Below are 15,358 nucleotides of genomic sequence, written 5' to 3' on the forward strand. Positions count from 1 at the left end.
ATCACCTCGTTCCAAGGGAGAGCCTCTCGCTGAGGGCCTCTCCTATCAGCGCGAAGGCCATGGCCAGGAGCATTATCATTATTCCCGGGAAGAAGACCAGCCACCAGTAGCCGTCGAGCAGGAACGGCTGGCCGACGCGCAGGTCGTATCCCCAGTCGGGCGTCGGCGGCGTTACCGACAGTCCCAGGAAGCTCAGACCGGCCTCCGTTAGTATGGCATCGGCGACGCTGAGTGTGAAGACGACCAGTATCGTCGGGGCGAGGTTGGGCAGGATGTACTTGAACATGACCTCCTTGTCCCTTGCGCCTATCGCGTGGGCCGCTTCAACGAAGAGCTGGCCGGTGAAGCTGAGGGTCTGCCCGCGAACCATCCTGAAGTAGGTCGGCACGTAGACGAAGCTTATCGCTATGGCCGTGTTTATCGGACTCGGGCCCAGAACCACCGCGATGACCATCGCGAGGATCAAAGCGGGGAACGCGTAGATGCTGTCCATTATCACGCTCAGCGTTCTGTCGACTTTTCCACCGTGGTAGCCGGAGAGCAGTCCGAGGGGAATTCCTATCGCCATCGAGAGCAGCGTCGCTATGAATACGACGTATAGGACGACCCTCGAGCCCCAGACTATCCTCGAGAACATGTCCTGGCCGAGTCTGTTGGTTCCCATGAGGTGGTCCGGACTGGGTGGGGCGAAGACGTCGTCACTGCTCTGCGTTGGGTCATAGGGGGCTATCCAGGGGGCGAAGACCGCCATTATGACCACTATGAGGACGATGATTATGCCGAAGATGAGCATGCCCCTGCCGGGCTTCTTCCCGAAGACGAACTCGGTAAGTTTTCCTGCTATCTCCATCTTGACCACCTCAGTACTTCACCCTCGGGTCGAGCAGCGCGTAGACTATGTCCACTATGAGGCTGATGATGCCGACGAAGAAGGCGAAGAATATCACCGCACCCTGGATGGCGTTGTAGTCGCGGTAGTCTATTCTGTCCACGAGGAACGTTCCCATTCCCGGCCAGCTGAAGGTCGTCTCGGTAAGAACCGCACCGCCGAGGAGTATGGCGAACTGGAGTCCCATGAGGGTAACGACGGGTATGAAGGCGTTCTTCAGCGCGTACCACATGACCTTTCTGTCGGCGACGCCCCTCGCGTGGTAGGCCCTTATGAAGTCCTGGCTGAGGACGTCAACCATGTTGTTCCTCACCAGCCTCGTGTACGCTCCGCTGAGGACTATTCCGAGGGTGAGCGCCGGCAGGATCAGGTGCCTCACCGAGCTCACCAGCGCGTCCCAGTTTCCGGTAATGATGCTGTCCAGGACGTAGAGGCCGGTTACCGTGTGAAGGTTAACCCCTGGGTCGAGCCTGCCCGAAGTGGGCAGCCAGTGCAGGTGGATTCCGAAGAGGTACTGGAGCATCATACCGAACCAGGGTATGAAGAGCGTGTAGGCGATTATGCTGTAGACCCGCATCGCCGTGTCGGTCTTCGTTCCCTTCCTGGTGGCCCCTATCACTCCGGTAAGGATGCCCAGGAGCACGCTGACGGTGAAGGCCCAGAGGGGAGCTCAAGCGTCGCCGGGAAGCGCTGGGCTATGTAGTCCCACACGGGTTTCCCCATCGGGAACGCCAGCGTAACCCCGAAATCGCCGTGGAGGACGCCCTTGAGGTAGTCGAAGTACTGGACGTAGAGGGGCTTGTCGAGCCCAGCCATCTGCATGAGGTGCTCCAGCTGCTCCGGGGGAATGTTCTTCGTTCCGACGACTGCCATAACCGGGTTTCCGGGAAGGATTCTCAGGAAGAAGAACACGAGGGTGTAGAGAATGAGGATCGTCGGAATTATCATGAGCGCCCTGATTATTATGTACTGACCGAGTCCCCTGGCCACGTTATCACCCCTTCTTAATTGAGACAAAAAGGAGTGAAAGAAGGAAATCACTCCTTGTAAAGGGTCGAGTAGCGGAATATCATGTCCGGGCCTATGGTCACTCCCTTGACGTTCTTCTGGGTCACCACGAAGAGTTTGCCCTGTATCAGCGGTATGTATGGAACGTCCCCCGCCAGTATGTCCTGGACCTGCTCGTAGAGCTTCGTCCTCTCGTTCTGGTCGCTGAGCCTCTGGGCCGGGCTCAGGAGGTCGTCCATCGTCGGGTTGGAGTAGCCGGTTCCGGCCCACTTGTTGGCGCCGCTCTTGAGGAACGGCGTGGTGTAGTCATCGGGGTCGAGGTAGTCGGGATACCAGCCGAGCAGGTAGACCTGCATCTGGCCGTTCCTGGCGTAGTCGGTGTAGGTTCCCCATTCGGCGCTCTTGATGGTGACCTTTATCATTCCGGTCTTCTCCCACTGTTCCTTGAGCATCTGGGCAAGGTCGGCCTCGGTGTCGCCGTAGTGGGTCGGCGTGTACCAGAGCTGTATCTCCAGCGGGTTGCTCTCGGAGTAGCCGGCCTCACTGAGGAGCCTTGGCCTTCTCTATGTTGCCGTCGCCGTAGGCGGTCTTGAAGACGTCCTTGTGGCTCCACATTCCGTTCGGAACCAGGCTGTAGAGGGGCTCAACGGTTCCCATGAAGACCTTCTGGGCTATCTCGGGCCTGTCAACGGCCGCCGCGAGCGCCTGCCTGACCTTGACGTTGCTCGTCGGGTCGTTCTCGGTGTTGAGACAGATGTAGCGGATGAATCCGCCAGGAACCTCTATGACGTTGAAGTTCTCATCCTTCTTCAGGCTGTCTATGTCGCTAGGCCTGAGCGTCCTCCAGGCGATGTCTATCTCGCCGTTCTGGAGGGCGAGGCGCATGGTCGAGGCGTCGCGGTAGAACTTGATGATTATCTTCTCGGTCTTGGGCTTCTCGCCGTAGTAGTTCGGGTTGGCCTCGAGAACGAGCTCCTCATCGCGCACCCACTTGGTTATCTTGTATGGACCGGCACCGCCGGCGGTCTGGTCGCTCTGTATCTGGTCGGGGGCGTAGTCGGGGTGGACCGGGAAGTACGGTGGGGTCGTGAGGAGGGCCAGGAAGTATGCGGTTGGCTGCTTGAGGTAGAAGACAACCGTGTAGTCATCCTTAGCCTCCACCTTGTCCACGAAGTCAGTAACGAGCCAGGACGGGTCGCCCTGGATGGTCATTACTTTTTTCTTTTTGAAAGCCTCGCCCTTTAGGGCGGGGATGCAAGGATTGAAAATTCAGCCCGAGAGCAGGAAAGCACACCATCAAAAAGCTTTTAAATCAGACCATACTAATGTAAATTGGTGTTGATTAATGGGGGTTATTAATGTCTCCGTTGATGATGAAGTTGAGAAGAAATTCAGAGAACTCGTGGCAAAGAAATACGGGAGAATTCGAGGGGCCTTGGGAGTAGCCGTAACTGAAGCAATGAAGCTCTGGATTAAAAAAGTCGAGAGCGAAGAACAATGAAGAGGAGCGTAACGATAAAACTCCAGCCCTCAAAAGCCCAAGAGAAGACCCTTTCCGAGTTAGTCCAAATTAGTTCCAAAGTCTGGAACAGGGTAAACTACCTTAGGAGGCAGGAATTCTTCGAGGGAAAGCCTGTAGACTTCCTCAAAACCGAGAAAATTGTCTATGAGGAGTTTAAGGCGGAGATAGGCTCGGCAACAGTCCAGCAAATAGCGAGAAAGAACGCCGAGGCTTGGCGTTCATTCTTCTCACTCATTAGGAATAAACGGAACGGAGAACTCCCCAACTGGTTCAAACCAAAACCGCCGAACTACCTCAGAGAAGGGGGATTAATCGTTCTTAGGGATGACCAATACACGATTGAGGGTAATAGATTAATCCTCAAGGGCCTCGGAAAGTTCAAAAGGCTGGAAGTCCAGTTCAAGGGGAGAATCCATCTCAAGGGCAAGCAAGGGAGACTGGAAATAACTTACGACCCCGTGAAGCGGAAATGGTATGCTCACGTCAGCATAAGCGTCGAGAAGAAACTTCAGGGTGGAGAATGGGTTGAAGTTCCAAGACGACCGTTAGGCAACCTCTCCGCTGGAATTGACCTTGGAGTGAACAACCTAATGGCCGTTTATGTGGAGAATGGAGAGAGCTTCTTAGTGAATGGAAGGTCATTGAAGTCAATAGCTTTCTATTGGCAAAAACGGATAGCCGATTATCAGTCTTTAATCAACAAGTCTGGAGCCAAGAAGAGTAGGAAACTCTCCAGAATGTATCAGAAGGCTAAACTTCAAGCCAAACACTACATTAACACTGCCGTTAGGAGAACCGTTGAAAGGCTCTATCGTCTTGGCGTTTCGAGGATTGTAGTCGGCTATCCAAAGGGCATAGCGAGGAAGCCTGAAAAGGGCAGGAGGCAGAATTATCTGCTTTCTCACGTTTGGAGGTTTAACACGGTGATAAAACGCTTGAAAGAGGTTGCAGAAGAGTATGGTATTCGGGTTTTGGTCGTGAATGAGGCTTTCACTTCGAAAACCTGTCCCGTCTGCGGGAAGCCCCACGAGGGAGCGAGGTTTGTTCGGGGTTTATTTAAGTGTCCCGCAACGGGGCTTATCTTCAACGCTGACTTGGTTGGAGCCTTTAACATTTTGAAGAAGGCTATCAAAACCATAACCCTGAACTTGGGCGGTTTGTATGCCCAAGGGAGGGGTAATTGGCCTAAGACCGGGCCGGAGGGGTCGAAGACCCGCTTTTTAGTGGGCCTAAATGAGACCCCTCAAACCTTCCCGCACTTGGCGAGGGGTTAGCTCGTTGGAACCCCCGCCCCTCACGGCGGGGAGGAGGTCAGCAGGCCCTCCATGACGTTGTTGAGAACCTCCCAGGTATAGAAGTCGTAGGCGTTCGAGGGGTCAAGGTCAGTCACCTTGTCCGTAACGCCCATCACTATCGTCGCTGTCTCTTCCTCTCCGCCACCGCCGCTTATACAGCCGCTGGCCACTGCAGAAAAAACCACCAAAACCACCAGAGCCAATGTCGCGTACTGTCGCCTCATAATGTGTCACAGGTGGATATTTACGGACATCCATGCATTTAAATCTTTCGCAGTGCCCATTATCGGACCGACGAAGTCCATACATGAACCAAGGGCAAAGTTGATATATGCTCCCCCCCATCCCCTTCCATGGACTGGGAAGACTGGAAGCCCCTCTACCTCCGCATCGTTCGGGAGATGGGGTACTCGATTGAGGGGGACAGAAGGGCCGCTCGAATCCTCAGGGCGCTCCTCCTCGAGGGAGATGAATACATCCTGTGGGACGAGCTGGCGGCCGTCGTCGGGAGAAAGGCCTACGTCTTCGGCTGCGGGCCCAGCCTGGAGGATGCTCTCCAGGAGTTTGATTTCTCCGATGGGACGTTGATAGTCGCCGATGGGGCAACTTCTGCACTCCTAGAGCACGATATGGTGCCCGACATCATCGTCTCTGACCTTGACGGCAGGATTCCCGACCTGAAGCTGGCGAACGACCGGGGAGCATTCATGGCCGTTCATGCCCACGGGGACAACGTGGATAAACTGACCGCCTACGTGCCGCTCTTCTCAAGGGTTCTGGGGACGACCCAGACGGAACCGCTGGACATCGTCTACAACTTCGGTGGCTTTACCGACGGCGACAGGGCCGCTTTTCTGGCCGAGGAGCTGGGCGCGAGGGAGATAGTTCTGGTCGGCTTCGACTTCGGCGAGACCGTGGGGAGGTGGAGCAAGCCCGGGTTGAGGGAGCACGCCCCGATATGGGAGAGCAAAAGGAAGAAGTTCGAGTTTGCAGAGGAACTGCTGAAATGGCTGGAGAAGAATGGGAAGGCGAGGATTGATTATCTGACAACCGCCCAACTGGCCCTTGAGCGGGAAAGTGATACTCTTTTAAGGCCTAATAACAATACCCTACTCTGAAATGAAGCGCTCGGTAACGGTCAAACTCCAGCCGAGCAAGGAGCAGGAGAAAGCACTCTTCGAGTTAGCTCACGCTTCGGCAGTAATCTGGAACAAGCTGAACTACCAGCGTTTAAAACAATTCAAAGAATTCGGCAGGATTGATTTTAACGGAACTGAAAAGGAAGCTTACCACGAGTTCAAAAACTGGATTGGTGGTTCGACAGTCCAACAATTAGCCAGAAAGAACGCCGAAAGCTGGCGCTCATTCTTCCAACTCAACAAGAAGAAGAAAAACGGGGAATTGCCGGAGTGGTTCAGACCAAAACCTCCCGGCTTTGTTAGAGAAGAAAACGGTAAGAAAATTTTCATAATCCCCATCAGAAACGACCAATACAGGATTACCGGGAACGTTATTGAGTTGAGGCGCCTCGGGAAGTTCGGAAGACTGAGGATTCAATTCAAGGGGAAAATTTACCTTAAGGGAAAACAGGGACGGCTTGAGATACAGTATGATGCCGTTAAAAGAAAATGGTACGCTCACATCACCATCACGGTGGAAGAAAAACAATCAACGGTGAGTGGGTTGAAGTTCCAAGAGAACCATTGAGAAACCTCTCTGCCGGCATTGATTTAGGAGTGAACAATTTGATGGCCGTTTACGTTGAGAACGGCGAAAGCTTCCTCGTGAATGGAAGGCCCTTAAAGAGTATCGCCTTTTACTGGCAGGAGAGGATTTCAGAATACCAGTCAAAACTCAACAAGTCTGGAGCAAAAACGAGTAGAAAACTCAAAAGAATGCATGAGAAGGCGAGACTTCAGGCGAGGCATTACATTAACACTGCCGTGAGACAAACCGTCGAGAGGCTTTATCACCTCGGAGTTTCGAGAATCCTCGTTGGTTACCCGAAGGGGATAGCCAGAAACTCTGAGAAAGGCGGGAGACAGAATTTTCTCTTCTCCCACGTGTGGAGGTTTAATTACGTTATCAAACGCTTGAAGGAAGTGGCTGAGGAGTATGGTATTCTGGTTGTGGTTGTTGATGAGGCTTTCACTTCCCAGCTTTGCCCTCTCTGCGGCCAACGCCATTCTAATGCCCGCTTTGTTAGGGGTTTATTTAAGTGCCGTGGGAAGGGTGTTGTCATGAACGCCGACCTCGTTGGAGCGTTTAATATTTTGAAGAGGGTGGTGAGAACGATAACCCCGAGCCGTCCTGCTTTAGCGGGGGGTAGGGGTAATTGGGGGAAGGCCCTCCCGGAGGGGTTCTCCGAACCCCCTTCAAAAGGGGTGATGCGGATTACCCCTCGAACCTCCCCGCCATTAGCGAGGGGTTAAGCCGAACCCTCGCCCTTCAGGACGGGGAGGAGGTCATCCTTTGAAATGAGGTAGTCCTCAGTCAGAACCCGGCCACAAAGACCTTCCAGGGGTAAAACGCCACCCTCTCGCTTATCTCGTATCTCTCACCTAGCACGATTCCCCTCTCTGCCCCTAAGCGTTCCATGCTCCTCTCTACCTGGCTCTTCCGAACCTTGCCGAGACCGACCTCGACGACAACCCTTTCCCCGTTCAGCTCAAGGGCGAAGTCCGCTCCGCCCCTGCCGGGCTCGTAGCACAGCCGGCCGTTTCCCGATTTTGAGAGGAGGAACAGGTAGAACGCCACGACGTCTTCGAGCAGAGAAGCGAAGACCTCCTTTCTGTTGAGGTTGAAGCCCGAGCTGAAGAGCAGGGCCGACTTGATCGGAACTGCGAGGAACTTGATTTTGGGGCTTTTTCGGATGGCCTTCGCGGGAGAACCGCAGGGTGGAATCCTCTGCACGAGGCCGGCCTTCTCCAAAGCATCGACCAGCTTCATAACGGTCCCCTTGGCTAGCCCGAGGGTTTTTGACAGCCTCTCGTAGCTGAAGCGCTCGCCCTTCGGGGTCGCGAGAAGGTGGAGCAGGTCGAAGGCCCGGTCGAGCGTTTCGGCGTCGAACTCGTGAACCTCCCGCAGGTCGCGGTAGACAACGCGGTCGAGCATCGCCGTCAATCGTTCGTAAACCTCCCATTCTTCCATTTCGAGGGCGAGCGGCATCGCGCCGGCCCTGACGTACATCTCGACGTCCTCCATCACAGGGGGCATCGAGATTTCTTCCCCTCTCATGATTCTCCCCATGAGTTCCGGCAGTTCCCGGCCCGTTTTGAGGTGGTGGTACTCCCGGAAGGTCATCGGGAAGAGCTCCCTGTGAAGGGCCCTCCTCGCGAGATCCGGGCTTTCCCTGAGCTTTATCGCTGAAGAACCTGTTGCTATTATGAAGAACCTCCGTTCGTCGTGGAGGAGCTTGATCTTCAAGTCCCAATCCTTCTCGTACTGAACCTCGTCGAGGAGGATTACCGCCTTCTCGGGCCTTACCAGTCGCTTGTACGCCTCAACCACCTCCCGCAGCTCTAGGCCGAGGGCCCTCAGCCGGTCGAGGGAGAGGTAGAGAACCCCGTTGGGACCAACCTCTTTCAGGACTTCAAAGTATATCTGGGCGAGCAGGGTCGTTTTTCCAACTCCCCTGATTCCGAGCAGAAGGATTGTGTCGGAGTTTCCACCTTCCAAGTACATCTCAGCCTTCGAGGACAGCCAGCTGTAGAGGTGTCTCTTGTGGGGCTTGTTGTAAGGGGCGAGCAGGGTGGGGGTGCTCGTTAGGTGCTCCACAATTAGGTCATCTGGTTGAACCATAACACCACCGATTTGGTCATTATGTTGAACCAACTTATAAACGTTTGTTCCCGTGAGGTGGGGTGATTATCGAGAATCTAAAATAGGAGATGAGAAAGGTTGATTAGACCAGGTCCCTGAGCTTCTTGACCTTCCCTGCCTTTATCTCGACGTAGCCAGCCCTCTTGAGGAAGCGGAGAACCTCCTCGACGGCCCTCGGGGAGTAGTTGATAACGAGGGTTCCCTTCTCAGTGGGTATCGAGATGGGCGAGGCCCTCACGAATCCCTTGATCAGGTCTTCCTCCGGAACCTTCTCGTTGCCGAGGGACTTGAGTATCTCCCCTGAGAGGATCGAGCGGCCTATCAGCGCGAAGTAGACCCTCAGGAGGTAGTCCTCCGGGAAGTAGTGTGATGCGATCTTTCCGAGGGTGTTTATCTTGGCTATGTTCAGCTCGAGTATCTCGAACTCGTACTCCATGGTGAGGTCGGTGAAGGCGAACTGCTTGGCTATCCTCTCGGCGCTCTCCGGGCTGTGGACGAGGTTGAAGGGGAACTTGAACTCGAAGCGGAGCTTCGTGACGTCAATGCCTTTCCTCAGCTTGATGACGCCGTCGCTGTAGTCTATGGCGCCGTTCCTCGTGAGCTGGTCGAGGAGCTCGGCAACCCAGGGGCCCTCCTGGAGGAGGGTCTCGAACCTCTCGCCGACCTTGATGTGCTCCAGTATGTGGTTGAGGCTCTCCCTGAAGGAGACGAATCCCTCCCTGAGGGCCTCCCTGTCGGCCCCCTCTATGATGTCTATCTGCGCACTTATCTCCTCAAGAGTTCCCTCGAGCAGGTATCCAACGAACGCCTCGTATCCGAGTCTCTCATGAAGTTCGAACTTGATGCCTTCCCTTCTCAGGTCTTCCAAAAACGATTTCTTTACGGATTCACTCTTCGTGACGAACCTCATTCTATCACCGAACCGGAAACGGTTAAAAGCCTTATAGGTTTTTGGTTTCTGGAGGTGAGCGCATGGGCGAGAAGCAGTACCTGCTCGACAGAACCCTGGAGGCCTGGAAGGGAAAGAGGGTTGCCCTGGCTGTTAGCAACGAGCACTCCTTCACCGGAATCCTGGATGACTTCGATGAGGAGGTCATACTCCTGAGGGACGTGGTGGACATAGCCGGAAACAAGGCCAAGGCCCTCGTGGTGAAGATAGACGACCTCAACTGGATAATGCTCCTGTGAGGGATTGGGATGAGGGGCATCGCCTTCGTTGGCTTCAAGAAGAGCGGGAAAACGACGACGATTGAGGCCGTCGCGAGGGTCCTCAAGGAGAGAGGTTACCGCGTTGCCATAGCTAAGAGCATGCACGTCGACTTCGACAGGGAGGGGAGCGATACGTGGCGCTTCTCAAAGGTCGCCGATGCCGTCCTTGTCAGGGCGAACGATACCGATGCCTTCCTCTTCAACGCCAAGGACATCAACGCGCTGTTCTCAATGGTTTCCGCCGATTTCCTCCTTCTCGAGGGATTTAAATCGGTTCAGCACGTTCCCAGGATAATATGCGCGAGGAACGAGGAGGACGTGAGGGAGCTCAACGACGGCCTTGCCGTAGCGGTGAGCGGAGTTATAGCCTCGGCGGGTGCGGATGGAGTTGAGGGCCTTCCTGTCATAGACGCTACCAAAGAGCCGGAGAAGCTCGCGGATTTGGTGGAGACGGGAGCCTTCATGCTCCCCAACATAGACTGCGGCCTCTGCGGCTTTGAGTGCGCCGAGATGGCGAGGATGATAGTGAGGGGCGAGAAGACGACCAAGGATTGTGTGGTTCTGAGTCAGAAACCGAAGGTGACCGTTAGAATAGACGGCCAGGTCCTGCCGATGAAGGACTGGGTGCAGGAGCTGGTGGAGAAGACCATCAAGGGCATGCTCTCGGCGATGAAGGGCTACCGCGAGGGGAGAAAGATAGAGATCGTGATTAGGGAGGACTAATCAAGTTCCCTCTGTGCGTGGGCTTCGATTTCTCAATTCTTCAAGTTCTTTCTCTGTTCCTCCTCCGTTGAACATCCCCTCCTCACGCTCTTGGCGAGTTCCTCTATATCCCCCTAACAGAATCAACTTCGTCCTCAACCTCCACCGCTTCAACCTTCCCCTCCTCCAGAATCCACGCTCTAACCTCGCCCTTCGACGTAACTATCAGCCAGACGACTGGCCAGAGCCTCATGCCCTTCAAGTCCCTGTCACTCGGTCTCGGCGGGCACTTCGGGTGGGAATGGAAGATGCCGGCAACCTCAAGGCCCCGTTCCTCGGCCCGGTCTATGGCCTTCACCATCTCGAGCGGCTCCATCTCGAAGGCGGTGGGCGAGTTCAACCTGTTGGGGATGAAGCGAATTTCTTCGACGATGAAGTCATTCCCTTCTCGCCTCCCGAAGAGGAAGCCACATACCTCAACAGCACTCCTTTCTGTCATTTTGATGATCTCCTTTAAATCATCTTGTCGAATTACCAACCTCATGATTAAAACTCCCCCGTTAGACTTATAAAGCTTGGAGATGTGACGAAGTTCTGCCGGTGATACGATGAAATGGGCCCTTACCCTCCACGGTGGGGAAAACCACGGCGAAACAATAATCCTTCACGCCGACAGCGCCGATGAAGCCAGGAGGATGGCGGTAAAGGAAATGAAGCGGAAGGACGCAAGGGTCTTCGAGCTGGAGAAGATCGAGTGATTCTTCTTCCCCAAATTATTCTTTTTGGCATTCTCCGCGGCGGAGCGACACTTGTGACTATCGTGACAATATTGTACATCGATGCATATTTTGGTCTGGACTGTTGTGTACTTTGATGTTAAAATCGGTGCAACAATGTTTTTAAATCCTCCCGATTTTTCTATCACTCGCAGTGATATACTGGGGTGATGGCATGCTCGTGAGAATTGTCTACTACATGAACAACACCCTCCCCAAAGAGAGGATAGTCGTCACCAACGACATAAAGAAGGCGGAAAGGATAGCGAGGGAAGACATGGAAAAGCTTCGCGCGAGGGGCTACGAGCTCGAGTGGGTCGCTTAGCCTTCCCTTTGCTTCCCCTCCCTTGACGTTTATCGACGACTCCCTGACGTCGCAACTGTAGATTGTTCCTTCTAAAGGCTGACCTCCTCTCCGCCGTGAAGTGCGAGGGTTTGCCTAACCCCTCGCCAGTGGCGGGAAGGTTTACGGGCACTCATCTCCTACTCCCGTCGCCGGTTTCGGCTCGGCCCGAAGGCACGGTCTCGCGCCCGTTACCCCTACCGCCAAAGCGGATTGGGGTTATCACCTAAGGCCACCCCACAGAGTTTCAAACCGCTCGAAAGCGGTTTTTGAAAGGACGCCTTACGGCGTCTTCCCCCCAATGGCGGGAGGACACGCTGAAACCCCTCGTCCCATCGGGTTGTCTTTGAGTGGCCCCTCCGAGGCCTTACTACACCCCAAAGTTCAAAAGGGTTTCGGCGTTTAAGGGCTGTTGGGCAGTTTATTGCATCCCCACCCCCAAAAGCGAGACTTTCAGGAGAAAAAGTGACTGGTGGGGGTCCTCCTAAAAAGGTTGGCGAGAAAAAGAAAAGCTCACTCGCCCTTCCCGTAAATCTCGTTCAGTGCCTTCAGAAACTCGCTGGCGGTAACGACGTCCCTAACATCGATGTGCTCGTTCTTGGTGTGCGATATGTCGAGGTTGCCCGGGCCGAAGACTATGGTTCTGGTACCGTTGTACATGAAGTTTATGGCATCCGTCCAGCTTCTCATTCCTCCGAACTCGTCTATGTCGGTAACGTCCATCGCTTTCTTCGCTAGCTGGACAATCTCCTCGTCGGGTTCAAGCTTGTAGCCGTCCCATATCTCCGTATATTCGTACTTCAGCGTGTACTCGTCGAATATTGGGTCGAGGAGGTCGAGTATGTCCTCGACTTCCTGGTCCGGCAGGAGCCTCGCCTCAAGCCGGCCGCGGCAGAGGGCAGGGATGAGGTAGACCGGGTTCTCGCAGACGAGCTCCTGGATGCCGATGTGGGGGTCAAAGTACTTGCCCTTGGCATTGAAGGGCTCGAGCTTCTTCATCTCCTCGAGCATCTTGTAGGTCTCCTCTATCGCATTCACTCCGCTCTCGGGGCACGCTCCGTGGGCCTCCTTGCCGTCAACTTCAAAGTAGGCCTCGATGTTGCCGGCGTGCGCGATGTGGACTTCCAAATCAGTCGGCTCCAGAACGACGGCCATCTTGGGCTTGTAGCGCTCCATGAAGAGGGCACTTCCGCGGCCGCCGTGCTCCTCGTCGCTGACGAAGACGATGCCGACGTTGAGTTCCTTCCCTTCCCTGCGGAGGTTCTCGAGCATGAGGAGTATAGCTGCCGCTCCGCCCTTGATGTCGCTCGCACCGGTTCCGTAGACGATGTTGCCCCTCACGAAGGGCTCCGCGCGAATCGGTATCGTGTCGATGTGAACCTCGTAGAAGAGCTCGGCCTCGGGGTTGACGACGAGGTCGATGATCTGCCCGTCGCTCTCGATATGGACGTCGTAGTCCAGTTTGTGGAGGAACTCCATTATGTGGAGCATTATCCTGTCTTCCTCTCCAGAGGGGGAGGGTATCTTCAAAAGCTGAAGGAGTATCTCCTTCGCGCGCTCGGTTTTCATTTGGGTCACCTAATTCAACCTCCGCGGTTGAGTTTATAAACATCCCCCGCGTAAGTCGATAGGGCGATGAAGAGTTTGACCCCTCCCGACGGGGTTTGCCCTCCGTATGAGGAGACGGTCCTCCTCGAGCCCCTTTTGGAGGTGAAAGCGTGAGGATAAGCTCCATCGAGGAGTTCCCGAGGGAGCTGGTGCCTGTTGAGATTCCTCCCCACACCACGATGCTGAGGGGCATAGGCTGGGACTCGAACGTCTACCTGGTGAGGGCCGGAAGGGAGGCCCTCGTAGTGGACACCGGCACCGGCGTTAACTGGCACGTCTACGCCGAAATCTGGGAGAGGGAAGGCCTCCTCAACGGCGTTGATAGGGTCACGATATTCAACACCCACGAGCACTTCGACCACGTGGGCGGAAATATGGCCCTGGCGGACTGGCTGAAGGGAAAGGGCATAGCGGTTCTCTTCGCCGCCCACGAAACCACGGCGAAAACGCTGGAGAAGGGAGACGACTACGTGATTCTGGCCTATTCATACGGGAGGAGGTTCGAACCGCAGAAGGTTGACCTCCACAGGATAGAGGGTGATGCGCTCAAAGTCGGCTCCCTGGAGCTTGAGCTGATCCACACGCCCGGCCACACGGCGGGAAGCTCGTGCCTCTACCTGGATGATGGAGAGACGAGAATAATGTTCACCGGGGATACAGTCTTCAACGGCACGGTTGGCAGGACAGACCTGCCCACGGGAGACGGATGGGCTCTGAGGGAGAGCCTCGAAAGGCTCAGGGATTACGATGTTGACTTCGGCCTTCCAGGACACGGCTGGGTCATAAAGGACTGGGGAGAGAACATCGACGAAATCCTGGGGTGGCTCTGATGCGGAAGGGCTCCGTGAAGGAGGTTCTGGCGAAGCTCAAGTACGACCCCAGGGAGGACGAGGGTGATTACTACGTCATCATAGAGCACCGCGGTGCCTACGGCGATGTCAAGAAAATCCCCGTCGAGATGATAGAGCTCGGTCACGGCTACTTCTTTGTCGGGGACGCCCAGATACCGTACCACCGCATCCTGAGGGTCGTTAGAAAAGATGGGAAGGTAATATGGGAGACCAGAAAGGACAGGAGGGGAGAGAGTGATTGATGCCCACGCCCACTTCGAGTTTTACAAAAAGGACGCACCGAGGATCATAGAGGAGTGCCGGAAGGATCTCGCCGCTGTGGTGGACTCAATCACCGAGTACAGGAAAGCCCACGTCTGGAAGAGCTGGGAGATGCTGAAACCGTACTTTGGTTTCATCGTTCCCACCCTGGGGTACCATCCGAACGAGGCGCGGCGTGGCAATTGGGAGAAGGTGAAGCGGGTTGAGGAGTTCATACTGGACCACAGGGACGAGATAGTGGCGATAGGGGAGATAGGGCTCGACTACCACTACGCGGAAAACGAAAGGCAACGGGAGAACCAGAGGGCGATATTCAAGCACTTCCTTGAGCTGGCCCTCGAACTGGGGCTTCCCGTGGTGATACACGCCCGCGAGGCCGAAAGGGAGGCCTTTGAGATGGTTCAGCGCGCGGGCGTTAGGGCGTACTTCCACTCCTTCGCCGGGAGCGTTGAGCTGGCGGGGGAGATAGTAGAGAACGGCCACGTAATCGGGATAAACACGGGGATAGTTTTCATCCCAGAGGTAATGGCGGCGGCGAAGGCAGTTAAAGTCGAAAACATGCTGGTGGAAACGGACGCTCCCTACATGAGTCCCATCAAGGGGGAGAGAAACAGGCCGTGCAACGTCCGCGTTGCCATTGAAGAGGTGGCAAAGCTTAAGGGGCTGGGGTTCGAGGAAGTCGAGAGGGTCACCGAGAGGAACGCGGTGAGGTTCTTCAATTTGAAGCTGTGAGGTGATGGTATGACGATCGATATACCCGAGGTGGCGGAGGTCAGAAGCCTGCTGGAAGAGCTTGGGGAGGGGGCGCTAATAGCGAGGCTCGATTCGTTCGTGGCCCTCAACGAGGGGCTGGAGAGCAAGAAGGGCGAGGACTTCATAAAAGTCTCGATACTCGGCTTCCTGGAGGGCATAACCACAACCCTGATGATGAAATATCCTGGTGACGAGCGCGTGGCGAGGCTCCACGAGCGGGTGCGGGCCAGACGGGCGGAGCTGGATGAGCTCTTCAGAAAGCCGGCGATGCGGAACCTCCAGTGATTTTTCTCTTGAACCAAACCTCGCTCTTCAGGGC

19 protein-coding genes and 2 pseudogenes are annotated in these 15,358 nt (G+C 55.2%); 12 read left to right on the forward strand and 9 right to left on the reverse strand.

Annotated features, from left to right (window positions below; genetic code table 11):
- Nucleotide 1: 1 nt before the first annotated feature.
- The 4 genes and pseudogenes from APY94_RS00690 to APY94_RS13975 all read right to left on the reverse strand — a co-directional run bounded on the left by APY94_RS00690 (nt 2) and on the right by APY94_RS13975 (nt 3,109).
- Nucleotides 2–850, reverse strand: a complete 849-nt coding sequence (locus APY94_RS00690) for an ABC transporter permease (RefSeq protein WP_058937817.1) — start codon at nt 848–850, stop codon at nt 2–4.
- Between the two features lie 10 nt (nt 851–860).
- A complete protein-coding gene (locus APY94_RS00695) occupies nt 861–1,532 on the reverse strand; it encodes an ABC transporter permease (RefSeq protein WP_245610355.1) in 672 nt (223 codons plus the stop codon).
- Nucleotides 1,505–1,879, reverse strand: a complete 375-nt coding sequence (locus tag APY94_RS13515; RefSeq protein ID WP_245610356.1) for an ABC transporter permease — start codon at nt 1,877–1,879, stop codon at nt 1,505–1,507. The genes APY94_RS00695 and APY94_RS13515 overlap by 28 nt, the downstream gene beginning before the upstream one ends.
- A gap of 47 nt (nt 1,880–1,926) precedes the next feature.
- Nucleotides 1,927–3,109 (reverse strand): annotated as a pseudogene (locus APY94_RS13975) (ABC transporter substrate-binding protein).
- A 133-nt stretch (nt 3,110–3,242) separates the two neighbouring features.
- Between APY94_RS13975 and APY94_RS13300 the strand changes: the two are divergent.
- Together APY94_RS13300 and APY94_RS00705 are read left to right on the forward strand one after the other, a co-directional pair.
- Entirely contained in the window at nt 3,243–3,398 is a 156-nt protein-coding gene (locus APY94_RS13300) for a hypothetical protein (RefSeq protein ID WP_169791792.1), read from the forward strand.
- Nucleotides 3,395–4,693, forward strand: coding sequence for an RNA-guided endonuclease InsQ/TnpB family protein (locus APY94_RS00705; RefSeq protein ID WP_058937818.1), 1,299 nt, complete (start codon nt 3,395–3,397; stop codon nt 4,691–4,693). Before APY94_RS13300 ends, APY94_RS00705 begins: the two co-directional genes overlap by 4 nt.
- Before the next feature lie 20 nt (nt 4,694–4,713).
- On the opposite strand, the gene APY94_RS00710 is transcribed toward APY94_RS00705, so the two are convergent.
- Nucleotides 4,714–4,938, reverse strand: a complete 225-nt coding sequence (locus APY94_RS00710; RefSeq protein ID WP_245610358.1) for a hypothetical protein — start codon at nt 4,936–4,938, stop codon at nt 4,714–4,716.
- A 129-nt stretch (nt 4,939–5,067) separates the two neighbouring features.
- Between APY94_RS00710 and APY94_RS00715 the strand changes: the two genes are divergently transcribed.
- Together APY94_RS00715 and APY94_RS00720 are read left to right on the forward strand one after the other, a co-directional pair.
- On the forward strand, nt 5,068–5,832 hold the full coding sequence (locus APY94_RS00715; protein ID WP_245610359.1) for a 6-hydroxymethylpterin diphosphokinase MptE-like protein: 765 nt from the start codon (nt 5,068–5,070) through the stop codon (nt 5,830–5,832).
- Nucleotide 5,833: 1 nt separating this feature from the next.
- Nucleotides 5,834–7,146: pseudogene (locus APY94_RS00720) on the forward strand (RNA-guided endonuclease InsQ/TnpB family protein).
- 61 nt (nt 7,147–7,207) lie between these two features.
- Here APY94_RS00720 and APY94_RS00725 read toward each other — a convergent pair.
- Nucleotides 7,208–8,515 (reverse strand): ATP-binding protein, encoded by a 1,308-nt coding sequence (locus tag APY94_RS00725; RefSeq protein WP_058937820.1) that lies wholly within the window; start codon nt 8,513–8,515, stop codon nt 7,208–7,210.
- A gap of 103 nt (nt 8,516–8,618) precedes the next feature.
- Entirely contained in the window at nt 8,619–9,446 is an 828-nt protein-coding gene (locus tag APY94_RS00730; RefSeq protein ID WP_058937821.1) for a hypothetical protein, read from the reverse strand.
- 62 nt (nt 9,447–9,508) lie between these two features.
- Between APY94_RS00730 and APY94_RS00735 the strand changes: the two genes are divergently transcribed.
- Together APY94_RS00735 and mobB are read left to right on the forward strand one after the other, a co-directional pair.
- Nucleotides 9,509–9,724 carry an LSm family protein gene (locus tag APY94_RS00735; RefSeq protein ID WP_058937822.1) on the forward strand — a complete coding sequence of 72 codons (216 nt, stop codon included), beginning with the start codon at nt 9,509–9,511 and terminating at the stop codon, nt 9,722–9,724.
- A gap of 9 nt (nt 9,725–9,733) precedes the next feature.
- The gene (gene mobB / locus APY94_RS00740) at nt 9,734–10,468 is read left to right on the forward strand and encodes a molybdopterin-guanine dinucleotide biosynthesis protein B (protein ID WP_058937823.1); all 735 of its coding nucleotides are present in this window, start codon (nt 9,734–9,736) and stop codon (nt 10,466–10,468) included.
- A gap of 103 nt (nt 10,469–10,571) precedes the next feature.
- On the opposite strand, the gene APY94_RS00745 is transcribed toward mobB, so the two are convergent.
- Nucleotides 10,572–10,991, reverse strand: coding sequence for a M67 family metallopeptidase (locus tag APY94_RS00745; protein ID WP_058937824.1), 420 nt, complete (start codon nt 10,989–10,991; stop codon nt 10,572–10,574).
- Between the two features lie 64 nt (nt 10,992–11,055).
- Here APY94_RS00745 and APY94_RS13305 point away from each other — a divergent pair, with 64 nt between their 5' ends.
- Nucleotides 11,056–11,205, forward strand: coding sequence for a hypothetical protein (locus APY94_RS13305; protein ID WP_169791793.1), 150 nt, complete (start codon nt 11,056–11,058; stop codon nt 11,203–11,205).
- Nucleotides 11,206–11,377: 172 nt separating this feature from the next.
- A complete protein-coding gene (locus APY94_RS13070; RefSeq protein ID WP_157065424.1) occupies nt 11,378–11,548 on the forward strand; it encodes a hypothetical protein in 171 nt (56 codons plus the stop codon).
- Between the two features lie 531 nt (nt 11,549–12,079).
- On the opposite strand, the gene APY94_RS00750 is transcribed toward APY94_RS13070, so the two are convergent.
- Nucleotides 12,080–13,135 carry a M20/M25/M40 family metallo-hydrolase gene (locus APY94_RS00750; protein WP_058937825.1) on the reverse strand — a complete coding sequence of 352 codons (1,056 nt, stop codon included), beginning with the start codon at nt 13,133–13,135 and terminating at the stop codon, nt 12,080–12,082.
- 149 nt (nt 13,136–13,284) lie between these two features.
- On the opposite strand from APY94_RS00750, the gene APY94_RS00755 reads away from it, so the two are divergent.
- The 4 genes from APY94_RS00755 to APY94_RS00770 are packed head-to-tail and all read left to right on the forward strand — an operon-like array spanning nt 13,285 to nt 15,324.
- Nucleotides 13,285–14,004, forward strand: a complete 720-nt coding sequence (locus APY94_RS00755; protein WP_058937826.1) for an MBL fold metallo-hydrolase — start codon at nt 13,285–13,287, stop codon at nt 14,002–14,004.
- On the forward strand, nt 14,004–14,267 hold the full coding sequence (locus APY94_RS00760; protein ID WP_058937827.1) for a DUF504 domain-containing protein: 264 nt from the start codon (nt 14,004–14,006) through the stop codon (nt 14,265–14,267). Before APY94_RS00755 ends, APY94_RS00760 begins: the two co-directional genes overlap by 1 nt.
- Nucleotides 14,260–15,018, forward strand: a complete 759-nt coding sequence (locus APY94_RS00765; RefSeq protein ID WP_058937828.1) for a YchF/TatD family DNA exonuclease — start codon at nt 14,260–14,262, stop codon at nt 15,016–15,018. The genes APY94_RS00760 and APY94_RS00765 overlap by 8 nt, the downstream gene beginning before the upstream one ends.
- A gap of 9 nt (nt 15,019–15,027) precedes the next feature.
- The gene (locus APY94_RS00770) at nt 15,028–15,324 is read left to right on the forward strand and encodes a DUF3216 domain-containing protein (RefSeq protein WP_058937829.1); all 297 of its coding nucleotides are present in this window, start codon (nt 15,028–15,030) and stop codon (nt 15,322–15,324) included.
- Nucleotides 15,325–15,358: the final 34 nt, after the last annotated feature.

Origin of the sequence: Thermococcus celericrescens, from assembly GCF_001484195.1 — an archaeon.
In the GTDB taxonomy this organism is placed as follows: Archaea; Methanobacteriota_B; Thermococci; order Thermococcales; family Thermococcaceae; genus Thermococcus; species Thermococcus celericrescens.

What these genes read in the sequence shown, in the direction of transcription:
- APY94_RS00760 (WP_058937827.1), top strand. Translation starts at nt 14,004, where the DNA reads ATGCGGAAGGGCTCCGTGAAGGAGGTTCTGGCGAAGCTCAAGTACGAC.
- APY94_RS00735 (WP_058937822.1), top strand. Translation starts at nt 9,509, where the DNA reads ATGGGCGAGAAGCAGTACCTGCTCGACAGAACCCTGGAGGCCTGGAAG.
- APY94_RS00690 (WP_058937817.1), bottom strand. Translation starts at nt 850, where the DNA reads ATGGAGATAGCAGGAAAACTTACCGAGTTCGTCTTCGGGAAGAAGCCC.
- APY94_RS00750 (WP_058937825.1), bottom strand. Translation starts at nt 13,135, where the DNA reads ATGAAAACCGAGCGCGCGAAGGAGATACTCCTTCAGCTTTTGAAGATA.
- APY94_RS00715 (WP_245610359.1), top strand. Translation starts at nt 5,068, where the DNA reads ATGGACTGGGAAGACTGGAAGCCCCTCTACCTCCGCATCGTTCGGGAG.
- APY94_RS00705 (WP_058937818.1), top strand. Translation starts at nt 3,395, where the DNA reads ATGAAGAGGAGCGTAACGATAAAACTCCAGCCCTCAAAAGCCCAAGAG.
- APY94_RS00730 (WP_058937821.1), bottom strand. Translation starts at nt 9,446, where the DNA reads ATGAGGTTCGTCACGAAGAGTGAATCCGTAAAGAAATCGTTTTTGGAA.
- APY94_RS00770 (WP_058937829.1), top strand. Translation starts at nt 15,028, where the DNA reads ATGACGATCGATATACCCGAGGTGGCGGAGGTCAGAAGCCTGCTGGAA.
- APY94_RS00725 (WP_058937820.1), bottom strand. Translation starts at nt 8,515, where the DNA reads ATGGTTCAACCAGATGACCTAATTGTGGAGCACCTAACGAGCACCCCC.
- mobB (WP_058937823.1), top strand. Translation starts at nt 9,734, where the DNA reads ATGAGGGGCATCGCCTTCGTTGGCTTCAAGAAGAGCGGGAAAACGACG.
- APY94_RS00710 (WP_245610358.1), bottom strand. Translation starts at nt 4,938, where the DNA reads ATGAGGCGACAGTACGCGACATTGGCTCTGGTGGTTTTGGTGGTTTTT.
- APY94_RS13305 (WP_169791793.1), top strand. Translation starts at nt 11,056, where the DNA reads ATGAAATGGGCCCTTACCCTCCACGGTGGGGAAAACCACGGCGAAACA.
- APY94_RS13300 (WP_169791792.1), top strand. Translation starts at nt 3,243, where the DNA reads ATGGGGGTTATTAATGTCTCCGTTGATGATGAAGTTGAGAAGAAATTC.
- APY94_RS00745 (WP_058937824.1), bottom strand. Translation starts at nt 10,991, where the DNA reads ATGAGGTTGGTAATTCGACAAGATGATTTAAAGGAGATCATCAAAATG.